Annotated in this window: 13 protein-coding genes and 1 pseudogene; 11 read left to right on the top strand and 3 right to left on the bottom strand. The window is 71.7% G+C overall.

Going from position 1 to position 15,388, the window contains the following annotated elements:
- Both ACY35P_RS12675 and ACY35P_RS12670 read left to right on the top strand, forming a co-directional pair.
- A pseudogene (locus ACY35P_RS12675) lies at window positions 1-435 on the top strand (peptidase M20); the annotation flags it as partial.
- 119 nt (window positions 436-554) lie between these two features.
- Complete coding sequence (locus tag ACY35P_RS12670; protein ID WP_462116197.1) at window positions 555-818, top strand: GlsB/YeaQ/YmgE family stress response membrane protein; 264 nt, start codon at window positions 555-557, stop codon at window positions 816-818.
- Between the two features lie 9 nt (window positions 819-827).
- Here ACY35P_RS12670 and cysN read toward each other — a convergent pair whose 3' ends face one another.
- Window positions 828-2,708, bottom strand: coding sequence for a sulfate adenylyltransferase subunit CysN (cysN, locus tag ACY35P_RS12665; protein WP_462116196.1), 1,881 nt, complete (start codon window positions 2,706-2,708; stop codon window positions 828-830).
- Complete coding sequence (gene cysD, locus ACY35P_RS12660; protein WP_462116195.1) at window positions 2,708-3,616, bottom strand: sulfate adenylyltransferase subunit CysD; 909 nt, start codon at window positions 3,614-3,616, stop codon at window positions 2,708-2,710. Before cysD ends, cysN begins: the two co-directional genes overlap by 1 nt.
- 231 nt (window positions 3,617-3,847) lie before the next feature.
- On the opposite strand from cysD, the gene ACY35P_RS12655 reads away from it, so the two are divergent.
- The 3 genes from ACY35P_RS12655 to ACY35P_RS12645 all read left to right on the top strand — a co-directional run bounded on the left by ACY35P_RS12655 (window position 3,848) and on the right by ACY35P_RS12645 (window position 8,160).
- Window positions 3,848-5,629, top strand: a complete 1,782-nt coding sequence (locus tag ACY35P_RS12655) for an assimilatory sulfite reductase (NADPH) flavoprotein subunit (RefSeq protein WP_462116194.1) — start codon at window positions 3,848-3,850, stop codon at window positions 5,627-5,629.
- A gap of 84 nt (window positions 5,630-5,713) precedes the next feature.
- The gene (gene cysI / locus ACY35P_RS12650) at window positions 5,714-7,420 is read left to right on the top strand and encodes an assimilatory sulfite reductase (NADPH) hemoprotein subunit (protein WP_462116193.1); all 1,707 of its coding nucleotides are present in this window, start codon (window positions 5,714-5,716) and stop codon (window positions 7,418-7,420) included.
- The gene (locus ACY35P_RS12645; RefSeq protein ID WP_462116192.1) at window positions 7,417-8,160 is read left to right on the top strand and encodes a phosphoadenylyl-sulfate reductase; all 744 of its coding nucleotides are present in this window, start codon (window positions 7,417-7,419) and stop codon (window positions 8,158-8,160) included. The genes cysI and ACY35P_RS12645 overlap by 4 nt, the downstream gene beginning before the upstream one ends.
- A gap of 11 nt (window positions 8,161-8,171) precedes the next feature.
- Here the strand turns inward: ACY35P_RS12645 and ACY35P_RS12640 are convergent, their stop codons facing one another.
- Window positions 8,172-9,155, bottom strand: a complete 984-nt coding sequence (locus tag ACY35P_RS12640; protein ID WP_462116191.1) for a LysR family transcriptional regulator — start codon at window positions 9,153-9,155, stop codon at window positions 8,172-8,174.
- Window positions 9,156-9,378: 223 nt separating this feature from the next.
- Here ACY35P_RS12640 and cysG point away from each other — a divergent pair, with 223 nt between their 5' ends.
- The 6 genes from cysG to murU all read left to right on the top strand — a co-directional run bounded on the left by cysG (window position 9,379) and on the right by murU (window position 15,142).
- Window positions 9,379-10,839, top strand: a complete 1,461-nt coding sequence (cysG, locus tag ACY35P_RS12635; protein WP_462116190.1) for a siroheme synthase CysG — start codon at window positions 9,379-9,381, stop codon at window positions 10,837-10,839.
- Window positions 10,840-10,932: 93 nt separating this feature from the next.
- A complete protein-coding gene (gene cysK / locus ACY35P_RS12630) occupies window positions 10,933-11,907 on the top strand; it encodes a cysteine synthase A (protein WP_462116189.1) in 975 nt (324 codons plus the stop codon).
- A gap of 138 nt (window positions 11,908-12,045) precedes the next feature.
- Window positions 12,046-12,699 (top strand): hypothetical protein, encoded by a 654-nt coding sequence (locus tag ACY35P_RS12625; protein WP_462116188.1) that lies wholly within the window; start codon window positions 12,046-12,048, stop codon window positions 12,697-12,699.
- Window positions 12,699-13,343 (top strand): helix-turn-helix transcriptional regulator, encoded by a 645-nt coding sequence (locus ACY35P_RS12620; protein ID WP_462116187.1) that lies wholly within the window; start codon window positions 12,699-12,701, stop codon window positions 13,341-13,343. Before ACY35P_RS12625 ends, ACY35P_RS12620 begins: the two co-directional genes overlap by 1 nt.
- 81 nt (window positions 13,344-13,424) lie before the next feature.
- Entirely contained in the window at window positions 13,425-14,438 is a 1,014-nt protein-coding gene (locus ACY35P_RS12615; protein WP_462116186.1) for an aminoglycoside phosphotransferase family protein, read from the top strand.
- Complete coding sequence (murU, locus tag ACY35P_RS12610; protein ID WP_462116185.1) at window positions 14,435-15,142, top strand: N-acetylmuramate alpha-1-phosphate uridylyltransferase MurU; 708 nt, start codon at window positions 14,435-14,437, stop codon at window positions 15,140-15,142. The genes ACY35P_RS12615 and murU overlap by 4 nt, the downstream gene beginning before the upstream one ends.
- Window positions 15,143-15,388 lie beyond the last annotated feature (246 nt).

Below are 15,388 nucleotides of genomic sequence, written 5' to 3'. Positions count from 1 at the left end.
GCGGGCGAGCTGCTGGAAGCGGCGCTCACCGAGAACCCGCCCTACGGCGCACAGGTGACGCTCGACCTCGAGAAGGCGAGCTCGGGCTGGAACGCGCCCGCGCTGTCGCCGTGGCTCGACCGTGCCATCGCCGACGCGAGCCAGGCGTTCTTCGGTCGTCCCGCCGTATACATGGGCGAAGGCGGCAGCATCCCGTTCATGGGCATGCTCGGCGAGAAGTTCCCGGGGGCGCAGTTCATGATCACGGGCGTGCTCGGCCCGCACAGCAATGCGCACGGCCCGAACGAGTTCCTGCACATTCCGATGGGCAAGCGCGTCACCGCGAGCGTTTCGCACGTGCTGCACCAGCACCACCTCGCGTCCGTCCGCGGCGAGACGCAGGGCGTGGCCGCGCAGGCGGGTGGCGAGGACCGCGGCGCGCACGGCTGCTGCTGAGTCCGCGGCACCAACCCGGAACGGCGCCCGCGTGGCGCCGTTTCCGTTTGCGGCGGCCGTCCACGCAGTGGCGACGCCGGCCCCCGCAGCATCGGGTCGACTTCCCGCGGGGCGCAACCATGTTCGACGGCTTCTTCGGCTATCTCATCGGCGGCGCGGTCGTCGGCATCCTCGCGCGCATCCTCAAGCCAGGCCCCGAGAACGTCGGGTTGATCATGACGATCCTGATCGGCGCGGCCGGCGGCGCGATCGCGGGCGCGCTCGTGCCGGGCGGCGGCGCGATCGCCTGGGTGGTCGCGATCGTCGCGGCGATCGTGCTGCTCGTCGTCTACCAGGCGATGTTCAAGCGCTCACGCGATCGCCGCGTCCATCGCGGCCGCTGAGCGTACCGCTCAGCGCAGCAGGAACTGCACCACGCGCTCGGCCAGCGCTTCCGGAGACTCACCGACGGTGTCGAGCACCAGTTCGGCGTGCTCGGGCACCTCGTAGGGGGAGTCGATGCCCGTGAAGTTCGGGATCTTGCCGGCACGCGCCTTCGCGTAGAGGCCTTTCACGTCGCGCGACTCGGCGAGCTCCAGCGGCGTGTCGACGAAGACCTCGACGAACTCGCCGTCGTCGAACAGCTCGCGCGCGAGGCGGCGCTCGGAGCGGAACGGCGAGATGAAGCTCACCAGCACGATCAGCCCGGCGTCGGTCATCAGCCTGGACACCTCGGCCACGCGGCGGATGTTCTCGACGCGGTCCTCGTCGGTGAAGCCGAGGTCCTTGTTGAGCCCGTGGCGCACGTTGTCGCCGTCGAGGATGTAGGTGTGCAGGCCCATTGCGACCAGGCGCTTCTCGACGAGGTTCGCGATCGTCGACTTGCCCGAGCCGGACAGGCCGGTGAACCAGACGCAGCGCGGCGACTGCGCCTTGAGGCGCGCACGCGCCGCCTTGTCGACGTCGACGTGCTGCCAGTGGATGTTGGCCGCGCGGCGCAGCGCGAAGTCGATCGTGCCCGCGCCCACGGTGGCGTTGGTCTGGCGGTCGACGAGGATGAAGGCGCCGAGCTCGCGGTTGTCCGCATAGGCCTCGAACGGCACCGGCTGGTCGAGGTAGAGGTTGCAGAAGCCGACCTCGTTCATTTCGAGATGCTTGGCGGCCAGCGATTCCTGCGTGTTCACGTCGACCTTGTGCTTGATCTCGGTGACGCTCGCGCCGACCTCCTGCGTGCCGACGCGGAGCCAGTACGGGCGGCCCGGCAGCAGCGGCTGCGCATCGAACCAGAGCAGGTGCGCGGCGAACTGGTCGCTGACCTCGGGCGCATCGCCGGCGGCGGCGAGCACGTCACCGCGGCTGACGTCCAGCTCGTCGGCGAGCGTGAGCGTCACCGCCTGGCCGCGCACCGCGACATCCAGGTCGCCCTCGGCGGTGACGATGCGCGCGACTTTCGAGCGCCGGCCGGAGGGCAGCGCGACCACGTCGGCGCCCGGCTTCACCGCGCCGGCCGCGATCGTGCCCGCGAAGCCGCGGAAATCCGGGTGCGGGCGATTCACCCACTGCACCGGCAGGCGGAATTCGAGGTGCGACGGCGCGTCGGGCGGCACCGCCTCGAGCCATTCCAGCAGCGTCGGGCCGGCGTACCACGGCGTGTTGGCCGAACGCGCGATCAGGTTGTCGCCCTCGAGCGCGGAGAGCGGCACCGGCGTCACCCGGTCGATGCCGAGCGTGGACGCGAGTTCACGGTACTCGGCGGCGATGCGCTCGAAGGTCGCTTCGTCGTAGCCGACGAGGTCCATCTTGTTGACCGCCAGGAGCACGTGCCGGATACCGAGCAGCGAGACGATGTAGCTGTGGCGACGGGTCTGCGTGAGCAGGCCCTTGCGTGCATCGACGAGCACCGCCGCCGCGTCCGCCGTGGACGCACCGGTGGCCATGTTCCGCGTGTACTGCTCGTGGCCCGGGCAGTCGGCGACGATGAACTTGCGGCTCGCGGTGCCGAAGAAGCGGTAGGCGACGTCGATGGTGATGCCCTGCTCGCGCTCGGCTTCGAGCCCGTCCATCAGCAGCGCGTAGTCCACGCGCTCGCCCTGCGTGCCGTGGCGACGGCTGTCCTTCTCGAGCGAGGCGAGCTGGTCCTCGAACAGGCCACGCGTGTCGTGCAGCAGGCGGCCGATCAGCGTGCTCTTGCCGTCGTCGACGCTGCCGCAGGTGATAAAGCGCAGCAGGCCACGACGTTCGTGGTCGGCCAGGTACGCCGCGACGGTGGCGGCGGCATCGTCCATGCGCGTCATCAGAAATAACCTTCCCGCTTCTTCTTTTCCATCGATGCCGACGGATCGTGGTCGATCACGCGCCCCTGACGCTCCGACGTGGTCGCGACCAGCATCTCGGCGATGATCTTCTCCAGCGTGTCCGCCTCGGACTCCACCGCACCCGTGAGCGGGTAGCAGCCGAGCGTGCGGAAGCGGACGCTGCGCTGCGCCGGCGTTTCACCGTCCCGAAGTGGCAGGCGTGCGTCGTCGACCAAGATCAGCGCGCCGTCGCGCTCGACGACGGGCCGCTCGGCCGCGAAGTACAGCGACGGCACCTCGATGCGCTCGCGGTAGATGTAGAGCCAGATGTCGAGCTCGGTCCAATTGGACAGTGGGAACACCCGCACCGATTCGCCCGGCTGGATGCGCGCGTTGTACAGGTTCCAGAGCTCGGGACGCTGGTTCTTCGGGTCCCAGGCGTGCTGGCGGTTGCGGAACGAGAAGACGCGCTCCTTCGCGCGCGACTTCTCCTCGTCGCGCCGGGCGCCGCCGATCGCGGCGTCGAAGCGGTACTGGTCGAGCGCCTGCTTGAGCGCCTGCGTCTTCATCACGTCCGTGTGCACCGTGGCGCCGTGCGTGATGGGATTGATGCCCTGCGCGAGCCCGTCGGGATTGGTGTGCACGCGCAGCTCGACGCCCGTCTCGACGGCGCGCCGGTCGCGGAACTCGATCATTTCCCGGAATTTCCACGTGGTGTCGATGTGGAGCATCGGGATCGGCGGACGCGCGGGGGCGAAGGCCTTGACCAGCAGGTGCAGCAGCACGGAGCTGTCCTTGCCCACCGAATACATCATCACGGGGTTGCGGAAATTCGCCGCGACCTCGCGAAAGATGTGGATCGCCTCGGCTTCGAGGCGGTCGAGGTGGCTCAGGGACGGCAGGGGCATCGACGGGACCGCGCGGTATCGGACCCGGCGATTATGGCGGGCGCCGCCGTCGTGGAGCGGCGCGGGGGTCGGGACGGTCACGGGCGTTCACGGAATCCGGGGCGGGCAGTCTGTGCGCGTGACCACCCGCGTGGAAGTTCGTCGCGGGCATGAGGACATGAGCGGCGGTCCTTTCCGTGCGGGAACGCGGGGCGCGAGGCTGCTCCTCCCGACGAGCCACCCGGTCGCGCCATGTCCGCCGTTCCCCTCCCCGCCCCGCTGCCCGATGGTCGTGTCGACCTGCTCGACCGCCTGACGGACGGGCTCGGACGCGACGCGCTCTGGTGGCTCTCGGGTTATGCCGCCGGCCTCGCCCGCGCGCAGGAGCCTTCGCTGGCCCGGCCTCAGGCAGTGGCCGCAAACGCGCCTCGTCTCACGGTCGTCTATGGCAGCCAGACCGGCAACGCGCGGCGCGCGGCGGAAGCGATTGCCGCGCGGCTGGGCGGGGCCGGGCTCGACGTGCGCCTGCTCAATGCCGCGGAGTACCCGCTGCGCGAGCTGAAGGCCGAGAAGCTGCTCGTCGCGGTGATCAGCACGCAGGGCGACGGCGATCCGCCGGACGACGCACGTGGCTTCGTCGAGCACGTGCTGGGCTCGCGCGCGCCGCGGCTGGAGGGCCTGCGCTTCGGCGTGCTCGGCCTGGGCGATTCCAGCTATCCGCAGTTCTGCGCGATCGGCCGTCGCCTCGACGAACGCTTCGAGGCCCTCGGTGCGCAGCGCTGGCTGCCGCGCGGCGATGCGGACCTCGACATCGACGCCGTGGCCGGGCCGTGGACGGACGCGGCCCACGCGGCCGCGCGCGACCTCGCACCGGCTCCGGCGCTCGCGACCGTCACGCCGATCCGCCCCGGCGCCGCGTCGGTGCACGGCCGCGACGCCCCATTCGCCGCACCCGTGTTGGCGGTGCAACGCATCACCGCGCGTGGGGCGACGCGCGACGTCCGCCACGTCGAGCTGTCACTGGGGGGCTCCGGCCTCACCTACGAGCCCGGCGATGCGCTGGGCGTCTGGCCCGTCAATCCGCCCGCGCTGGTCGACGAGATCCTGGAAGCGCTGGCGCTCGATGGCGATGCGCCGGTGGACGCGAAAGTCCGCACGCTCCCGCTGCGCGAGTGGCTGCTGCGCGAACGCGAGGTGACGCGGCTGTCGCGTCCGCTGCTGGTCCGACACGCCGAGCGCGCGAAGTCTGCCGAACTCGATGCGGTGCTCGGCACGGCCGGAGGCGCCGACCTCGCGCGGCTGCTCGACTCGACGCAGTTTGTCGACCTGGTTCGTGCGCATCCGGCCGCGTGGTCGCCGGCCGACCTGGTCTCCGCGCTGCGGCCGCTGACGCCGCGGCTGTACTCGATCGCCTCCTCGCAGCTCGAGGTCGGCGACGAGGCGCATCTCACCGTCGCGCATGTCGAGTACACCGCGGACGGACACGTCCGCTGGGGCACCGCGTCGCACCTGCTCGCCGGGCTTCGCGAGGGCGACACCGCCCGCGTGTTCGTCGAGCGGAACGCGCGTTTCCGGCTGCCCACGGATGGCACGCGCGACGTGCTGATGATCGGCCCGGGCACGGGCGTCGCGCCCTTCCGCGGCTTCGTGCAGCACCGGGCACACGCGGGGGCGGCCGGCCGCAACTGGTTGCTGTTCGGCGCGCCGCATGCGCGCACCGGCTTCCTCTACCAGCTCGAATGGCAGCAGGCGCTCAAGCGCGGGACGCTGCACCGGCTCGACCTCGCCTTCTCGCGCGAGCAGCGCGACAAGGTCTACGTGCAGCATCGCCTCCGCGAGCACGGCCGGGAGGTCTATGCGTGGCTCGAGGGCGGCGCGCACCTGTACGTCTGCGGCGCGGTCGCGATGTCGAAGGACGTGCATGCGGCGCTCGTGGAGATCGTCGCGACGCACGGGGGACGCAGCCCCGCGGGCGCTGCCGAGTGGCTCGATGCGTTGCTCGCCGAGGGGCGCTACGCCCGGGACGTCTACTGATGGCGCTCCGCCAACCCCGCTCCGCCCGAATGCGCTGTCGACGCTGAACCGCGCGCGACACCGCCATCCCTACGGAGACATGCCATGGCCGCCCATTCGGTCGAAGACATCAAGAAGAACAGTCGCGCCCTGCGCGGCACGCTGGTCGGGAGCCTCGCCGACCCCATCACGGGCGCCATCGCCGACGACGACCAGACACTCATCAAGTACCACGGCAGCTACCAGCAGGACGACCGCGACCTGCGCGAGGAACGTCGCCAGCAGAAGCTCGAGCCGGCCTACCAGTTCATGATCCGGACGCGCACGCCCGGCGGCGTCATCACGCCGTCGCAGTGGCTGAAGCTGGACGCCGTCGCCTCGACGCACGCCGAGCGCGGCCTGCGCATCACCACGCGCCAGGCGATCCAGTTCCACGGCATCGTCAAGCGCGAACTCAAGGCGACGATGCAGGGCATCAATGCGGCGCTGATCGATACGCTCGCCGCCTGCGGCGACGTGAACCGCAACGTCGCCATCGCCGCCAACCCGCTGCAGTCCGACGTGCATGCCGGCGTGTATGCCACGGCCGCGGCGCTGTCGGAGCATGTCCTTCCCAATACTCGCGCCTACCACGAGATCTGGCTGGACGAGGAGCGCGTCGCCGGCACGCCGGAGCAGGACCCGGTGTACGGCGAGGCCTACCTGCCGCGCAAGTTCAAGATCGGCTTCGCGATCCCGCCGACGAACGACGTGGACGTCTTCGCGCAGGACCTCGGCTTCATCGCGATCGTCGAGGACGGCCGCGTCGTCGGCTACGACGTGAGCGTCGGCGGCGGCATGGGCGCGACGCACGGCGACCCCGACACCTATCCGCGGCTGGCGGACGTGATCGGCTTCGCCGCGCCGCAGGACGTGATCGCGCTTGCCGTGGCGGTGGTGACGACACAGCGCGACTGGGGCAACCGAACGCTGCGCAAGCGCGCGCGGTTGAAGTACACGATCGACGATTGCGGCCTCGAGGCGTTCAAGGCGGAGGTCGAGCGCCGCGCGGGCTTCGCGCTAGCGCCCGCACGCGCCTTTGCGTTCGACCACAACGGCGATCGCTTCGGCTGGGTGGAAGGCCACGACGGGCGCTGGCACCTCACCCTGCGCATTCTCTCCGGCCGCCTGCAGGACGGGCCGGCCGGCGCGCTGCAGACCGGGCTGCGGGCGATCGCCGCGCTGCTGCAGGGCGTCGACGGTGCGCAGATCCGCCTCACGCCCAACCAGAACCTGGTCATCGCGAACGTCGACGCCGCGCACCGCGATCGGGTCGACGCGCTCGCCGCGGCGCACGGCCTCGACACGTACGCGCGGTCGACACCCTCGCGCCTTGCCGCGCTCGCCTGCGTCGCGCTGCCGACCTGCGGCCTCGCGATGGCCGAGGCCGAGCGCTACCTCCCGGCGTTCCTCGATACGTTCGAGGCGCTGCTCGACCGACACGGGCTGCGCAATGCGCCGATCCACGTGCGCCTGAGCGGCTGCCCCAACGGCTGCTCGCGACCGTACCTGGGCGAGATCGCGCTGGTCGGCAAGGCGCCCGGGCGCTACGCGCTTCGCCTCGGCGCGGACCACCGCGGCCAGCGGCTCAACACGACCTATCGCGAGAACGTCGACGAGGCCGGGATCGTCGACGCGCTCGACCCGCTGCTGGCGCGGTACGCGGCCGAACGCATCGGTCCCGAACGCTTCGGCGACTTCCTCGTGCGCAGCGGCCTCGTCGGTACGCCGCGGCCGATCGCGATCGCATTGCAGGCGGAGGCGGCCGCATGAGCACGCCCGATCCGGTCACCGCCGCCGAGTCACCCCGCGCACTGGCCGAACTCAATGCATGGCTGGGTCGCCAGACCGCCGAGGGCCGGGTGGCCTGGGCGCTCGAAAACCTCTCGGGCGGCCACGCCCTGTCGTCGAGTTTCGGCGCGCACGCCGCTGTGAGCCTGCATCTGGCGACCCAGCAGAAGCCCGACCTGCCCGTGATCCTGATCGACACCGGCTACCTGTTCCCGGAAACCTACCGCTTCGTGGACGAACTCACGCAGCGGCTGTCGCTCAACCTGCACGTCTACCGGCCGCAGATCGGCATCGCCTGGATGGAGGCGCGCTTCGGCCGGCTGTGGGAGCAGGGGCTCGACGGACTCGAACGCTACAACCGTCTGCGCAAGGTCGAACCGATGCAGCGCGCGCTCGACGAGCTGGGCGTGCGCTGCTGGATCGCGGGCCTGCGCCGCAGTCAGTCGCGCTCGCGCGCGAACGTCGACGTGCTGGAACTGCGCGACGGCCGCTGGAAGCTGCATCCGATCGTCGACTGGACCGATCGCGACGTCTACATGTACCTGCAGGAGCACGACCTGCCCTACCACCCGCTGTGGCACGAGGGCTACGTCTCGATCGGCGACATCCACACCACCCGCCCGCTGGACGCGGGCATGAGCGAGGAGGAGACGCGCTTCTTCGGGCTCAAGCGCGAATGCGGCCTGCACCAGCCCTGGGAGAACGAGGACCGCGCGGCCTGACCGCGCCGGCCTCAGGCCTGGAGTTCGCGCTGCAGCGAGGCCCAGTCGGGCGGCGTCGGCCAACGCGGCTCGTCGGTGCCGGCGACCGCGCGGCGCAGGTCGGTGCGGTCGAGCTGCGGTGCGACGGCGGTGAGCAGCGAGAGCGTGTAGTCGCGCAGCACCCGTTCGCGAGGCAGCACCGCCCACGCGATGCATTCGGGCACGACGTCCGGCGCGGGCAAGGCGCGCAGCGCGTCGAGGTCGTCCGCGCCCACGGCCATCTCGGCGAGCAACCCGACGCCCAGCCCGGCGCGCACGTAGGTCTTGATGAGGTCCGCATCGCGCGCGGTCATCGCGATTCGCGGCTCCAGCCCGCGCGCCGCGAACGCACGGCGCAGCGAGGAGTCGGCCCGCACCGACGATTCGTAGCTCACCAGCGGCACGCCGGCGAGCGCCTCGAGCGTCGGTGCCCCGCCGTCGGCGAGCGCATGGTCCCGCGGCACCAGCACCAGCCGGCGCCAGCGGAACAGCGGCACCGCGATGCCGCCGGCCGGCGGCGCGCCCGACGTGCTGATCACCGCGACGTCGGCCTCGCCGCGCGCGAGCAGGTCGAGCACCTCGCCCTCGCCGCCCGGCTGCAGGTGCACGCTCATCTGCGGGAAGGCGCGACGCACCTGCGCGATCGCGCCCGGCAGCACGTGGCGCGCCTGGGTGTGCGTGGTGGCGATGACCAGCCGGCCCTGCGCGTCGCCGCGCACGTTCGCCGCGTACGAGCGGATGTTCGCGGCCTCGGCGAGCAGTCGGCGGGCATGCGCGAGCACCTGCTGCCCGGCCGGGGTGATGGAGTCGAGCGAACGGCCCTTGCGGGAGAACAGCAGGAAGCCCAGCTCGTCCTCGAGCTGCTTCAGCTGCTTGGACAGACCGGGCTGCGTGGCATGCACGCGCTCGGCCGCCAGCGTGATGTTGAGGCCCGAGTCGGCGATGGCGACGAAATAGCGGAGCTGGGCGAGGGTCATGACGGTCGGGTCGGCGGGACGGCGGGACGGAGCGGCTCGTAACGACGCCGGACGGCAATGTTATCCATCGCTTCATTCGCATGAAAGGATTTTCGTAACTTCACGCTGAAAACCCGATGGCCGGTCGCTCATGCGTTCTGGACATATGCCCGTCACCAGTGCTTATTTCGCAGCGTCGTTCCGTCGGCCTACGGTGCAGCCATTCCCACGCCGGATCGACGCCGTGTCCGCAACACCCGGTTCCGCCCCGCTCTTCCCCCTGTTCGTCGACCTCCGCGGCCGGCGGGTGCTGGTGGTCGGCGGCGGCGCGGTGGCCCGCCGGAAGGTGCAGGCGCTGTTCGAGGCCGGTGCCGACGTGTCGATCGTCGCCCCCGACCTCGTGCCCGAACTGCAGGTCCTCGCGAACGCCGGCACGTTGGCGCACGTCGCCGAGGCGTTCGCGGCGTCGCGGCTCGACGGCGTCTGGCTGGTGGTCGCCGCCACCGACGACTCAGCGACCAACCGCGCGGTGGCGGATGCGGCGCACGCGCGCCGCGTCTGGGCGAACGTGGTCGACGATGTGGAGCTGTCGAGCGTCCAGGTGCCGGCCCGCGTCGAGCGCGGGCCGCTGCAGGTGGCGATCTCCAGCGGCGGGGGCGCGCCCATGCTCGCGCGGCATCTGCGCGAGAAGCTCGAAGCGGAACTGGACGAGAGCTGGGCCGACCTCGCGCGCCTGCTCGCGCGCTACCGCCGGCTGATCCGGGCGCGCTTTCCGGACATCGGCGCCCGACGCGTCTTCTTCGACCGCCTGCTCGCCGGCGACGTGCCCGGATTGCTCCGGGCCGGCCGTGAACGCGAAGCGCGCGACCGGCTGCGCGCCCTGCTCGCGACGTCGGCGCGCGCCACGCGCGGCCGCGTGATCCTCGTGGGCGCCGGCCCGGGCGACGCCGGACTGCTGACGCTGCGCGCGCTGCGCGTGCTCGCACAGGCCGACGTGGTGCTGCACGACCGCCTCGTCGGCGCCGACGTACTCGCCCGCGTGCGACGCGACGCCGAGCTGATCGACGTCGGCAAGACCGCCGGCAGCACGGACAGCCTGCAGGCGCACCAGGACACGCAGTCACGCATCCATGCGCTGATGCTCGAACACGCGAAGGCCGGTCGCATCGTCGTGCGGCTGAAGGGCGGCGATCCGTTCGTGTTCGGACGCGGTGGCGAGGAACTCGAAGTGCTCGCCGCGCACGGCATCGATTTCGAGGTGGTGCCCGGCGTCACCGCGGCACTCGCCTGCGCGGCGTATGCGGGCATTCCGCTCACGCATCGCGCCCACGCGCAGTCGGTGCGCTTCGTGACCGCGCACGCACGGGACGACGGCGACGAGCCCGACTGGGCCTCGCTCGCCACGCCCACGCAGACGCTCGCCGTCTACATGGGCATCGCCGCGGCGCCGCGCGTGTCGGCCCGGCTCATCGAGCACGGCCGCGCGGCGTCCACGCCGGTCGCGATCGTCGAGAACGGTTCCCGCCCGGGCCAGCGCGTGATCGTCGGCACGCTCGACCGCCTCCCCGCGCTCATCGAGGCGCATGCGGTGCGCTCGCCCGCGCTGCTCGTGGTCGGCGACGTCGCCGCGCTCGCCTCGCGCCTGCACTGGTTCGGCGCGCCGCCGCTCGGCGAGTCCGACGCGCTGCTCCGGGCCGCCGCCTGAGGCCCGCCGCACCGATCCACAGTATTCGACCAGCGGCACGCCGGAACGCACCGGCGCGTCGCACCCTACCGGCTCCCCACGCGAACCCCGACCATGGCCCTCTTCGACAGCATCCTCGACACCATCGGCGGCACGCCCATCGTCCGCCTGCATCGCCTCGCCCCGCGCAACGTCACGCTCTACGCGAAGGTGGAAGCCTTCAATCCGGGCGGCTCGGTGAAGGATCGCCTGGCGCTCGCGATCGTCCTCGACGCCGAACAGCGCGGCGCGCTCAAGCGCGGCGACACCATCATCGAGGCGACGTCCGGCAACACCGGCATCGCGCTCGCGATGGTCGCCGCGGCACGCGGCTACAAGTTCGTCGCGGTGATGTCCGATTCGTTCTCGGTCGAGCGCCGCAAGCTCATGCGCGCCTACGGCGCCCGCGTGATCCTGACGCCGGCCGCCGAGCGCGGCACCGGCATGGTGCGCAAAGCGAAGGAACTGGCGGAGAAGCACGGCTGGTTCCTCGCGCGCCAGTTCGAGAACGAGGCGAACCCGGCCTTCCACCGCAGCACGACGGGCCCCGAAATCCTGCGCGACTTCGCCGGGCGCCGCCTCGACTGGTTCGTGAGCGGCTGGGGCACCGGCGGCACCATCACCGGCGCCGGACAGGTGCTGAAGCTCGCCCGCCCCGACCTGCGCATCGCGGCGGCGGAACCGGCGGGCGCCGCGCTGCTCTCGGGCGATGCCTGGCAGCCGCACAAGATCCAGGGCTGGACGCCCGACTTCCTGCCCGACGTGCTCGACCGTTCGATCGCCGACGAGATCGTGAAGGTCGACGACACGCTCGCGCGCGACACCGCCCGTCGCCTCGCCGCGGAGGAAGGCATCTTCGTCGGCATCTCCGCCGGTGCCACCGCCGCCGCGGCGCTGCGCATCGCCGAGTCGGCGCCCGAAGGCTCGGTCATCCTCACGATGCTGCCCGATACCGGCGAGCGCTACCTGTCCACCGTGCTGTTCGAGGGCGTGGCCGAAGGGTCCGACGACGACTGGCTGCAGTCCATCGGCGATACCAGCCTGCCCTGATCCGGCGCACCCGGGGCGTCGGGGATCCACTCGACGCCACGACGCGATTGCTTTACACAGGTCGACGTGGACATATCGTCGTGCATGCGCGGAACTGGCGGCCCGTCGCAGCACGCGGCGCACTTCCGGAGTTCGACCATGTCACGCATCGCCCTCCTCATCGCCCTCCCGCTTGCCCTCTCCGCCCCGCCGCTCTTCGCCCAGCACATGCAGCACGCGGCAGCCGCCCCGACCGCAGCGGCCGCGGCCTCGGTTCCCGCGCCGAAGCTGCATGCCGCGCTGCGCTCGCTGTGGCACGGCCACGTGGTGCACGCCCGGGAGTACGCCTACGCCGTGCACGCCGGAAACGCGAAAGCCGCCAAGCGCGCGGACGCGGCCGTGGTCGCCAACGCCAAGCAGATCGCGGGCGCGGTCGGCAGCTTCTATGGCGACGCCGCCGGCAAGCGCATGCTCGAGCTGCTGGCCGGCCACTGGGGCGCGGTGAAGCAGATCACCGACACCGCCCGCGCCGGAAACAGCGCCGGCCACACCAGGGCCATCGCCGACCTCACCCGCAATGCGCAGGCGATCGCGGCGTTCCTGTCCGGCGCCAATCCCTACCTGCCGAACGACGCCGTGTTCGGGCTGCTCGCCGCGCACGGCGGCCACCACGTCGCGCAGATCGACGAGGTGATGAAGAACGACCACAAGGCCGAGGCGGCCACGTGGGTCGCCATGCAGAAGCACATGGACACGATCGCCGACGCGCTGGCCGGCGCGATCGCGAAGCAGTTCCCGGCCAAGGCGAGCTGATGGCGCTGGCGCAGCTCGGCAGCACGCGACAGGCCCTGCTGCGCCACCTGCTGCGCGGCGGGCCGGACGGTGGCGACGTCGAGTCGCTCTGCCTCGCGCTGCGCATCAGCCACAACGCGGTGAGGCAGCACCTCACCGCGCTGACGGCGGCCGGCTTCGTCGAACACGCCGCTGCGCGACGCACGGGCGGCCGGCCGCAGTCGCGCTACCGGCTGACCGCGGGCGGGCAGGACCTGTTCCCACGCAATTACGGCCTGATCGCCGGTGCGATGCTCGGCGCGATCACGGAGCGCATGGGCGACGACGCGACGCGCGGCCTGCTCGCCGACATCGGCACCCGGCTGGGGCACGCCGACCCCATCGACCCCGACCAGCCCGACGCGGACATCGCCAGAGCGCTCGCCGAGCGCCTGCAACGCGCGGGCTACGAGGCGGTGCCGACCCTGCGCGGCGGCCAGCCGCAGGTCGAAGCCTTCAACTGCGTCTTCCACGCGATCGCGCGCGACAACCCCGCGGTCTGCCGCTTCGACATCGCCTACATGGAGGCCGCGAGCGGCCGCCGCATCCAGCACGCCGAATGCATCGTGCGCGGTGGCCACGTCTGCCGCTTCCTGATCGGCCACGACGCGCCGCCCACGCGCTGAGCGTCCCGACCGGGTCGCGATTGCGCCTTCGCGCGACCTCGCTACCCTGTCCGCTCGCGGCCGTCGCCGCGCGGAGCAACGATGGATCTCGGCATCACCCCCGACGCGCGCGAAACCGCGCGGCTCGACTGGGCCCGGTTGGCGACCGGCAACCCCGACATCACGCTGGTCGCCGCCTCGGCCGACGCCGGCTTCCGCAGCTACTGGCGCACCGTCGGCGAATCGCCGGCGCGCATCGTCATGGATTCGCCGCCGGACAAGGAAGACGTGCGCCCGTGGCTCGCGATGCGCGACGTGCTCGAAGCCGGCGGCGTTCGCGTGCCCCGCGTGCTCGCCCGCGACGTCGAGGACGGCTTCCTGCTGCTCGAGGACCTCGGCGCGCAGACCTACCTGCACGTCATCATCGACACCAACGCGGACGACCTCTTCGAAGCCGCCGTCGACCAGTTGCTGAAGCTCCAGGCGATCGCGCCGCCGCCGGGCCTGCCGGTTTACGACGAGGCCTTGTTCGCGCGCGAACTGCGCCTGTTCGACGAATGGTTCCTCGTGCGCCACCTCGGGCACGAACTGGACTGCGACGATCTCGAGAACCTCGACCTCGCCTATCGCCGGCTCATCGACGCCGCGCTCGCGCAGCCCACCGTGCTCGTGCACCGCGACTTCATGCCGCGCAACCTGATGCCGACCGACGACGGCGAAGGCCCGGCGGTGCTCGACTTCCAGGATGCGGTGGTCGGCCCGATCGCCTACGACGCGCTGAGCCTGTTCAAGGATGCCTTCCTCAGCTGGTCGGAGGCTTCGGTGCATCGCTGGCTGCGGCGCTACCACGAGCGCGCCGAGGCCGCGGGGCTGCCGGTCCCGCCGGTCGACCGCTTCCTGCGCGATGCGGAACTGATCGGCGTGCAGCGCCACCTGAAGGTGCTCGGCATCTTCGCGCGCCTTCATCACCGCGACGGCAAGCCCAAGTACCTCGAGGACGCGACGCGCTTCGTCGCCTATCTCGACGCCGTGGTGCCGCGCCACCCCGAGCTCGAGCCGCTCGCGCGCGTGATCGAGCGTCGCGTGCGCCCGACGTTCCCGCGCATCGACGCATGAGGGCGCTGGTCTTCGCCGCGGGCCTCGGCGAGCGCATGCGCCCGCTGACGCTCACCACGCCGAAGCCGCTGCTGCCGGCCGGCGGCAAGCCGCTGATCGTCTGGCATCTCGAGAAGCTAGCGTCGATCGGCGTCACCGACGTCGTCGTCAACACCAGCTGGCTCGCGCCGAAGTTTCCCGAAGTGCTGGGCGACGGCGCCGACTGGGGCCTGCGCCTGCGCTACACGTACGAAGGCCTGACGCCGCTGGAAACCGGCGGCGGCATGTGGAACGCGCTCGGCGAGCTGTCGCCCGACGGCGCCCCGTTCCTCGCCGTCAACGGCGACGTCTGGACCGACTACGACTTCGCGCGGCTGCCGCGCGAGCTGGCGGGTCTCGCCCATCTCGTGCTCGTCGACAATCCCGCGCACAACCTGTCCGGCGACTTCGCGCTCGACGGCGACCGCGTGCGCAGCGAGGGGCCAGCGCGCCTGACGTTCTCCGGCGTCGGCCTGTACCGCCCCGCGCTGTTCGACGACTGGCGTTCCATCGTCGGCGATGCGTCCGGCGCCTCCGAAACGCCGCCGCGGTTCAAGCTCGCGCCGCTGCTGCGCGCGGCGATGCGCGCCGATGCCGTGGGCGGCGAGCACCATGCGGGTGCGTGGACGGATGTCGGCACCCCGGAGCGGCTCGCGCTGCTCGACGCGTCGTTGAACGGGACATAGGGCTGCGGCGTCGCGCGACGCGAGCGTTGTCGCGACGCGACGGGATGCAGGGCGGACCCGTCCGCTCAGCGACTGCCCGGTGCGAGCGCATACCCCGCATGTGCGCGAACCCATAACGGACGGAACGCCGACGCAGCGCGGACCGGGGCATTCGCCCGACTACAGGCCGCGGCGCCCGGCACCGCCGTCGCGGCGACGGCTCAGGCCGAACGGCTGCCCCCGCTGCCGTCCGCCCCCAGCACCTCG

Source organism: Lysobacter xanthus (genome assembly GCF_047159895.1).
Note: the sequence above shows the minus strand (reverse complement) of the source record. Positions and strands in the feature narration are given on the sequence as shown.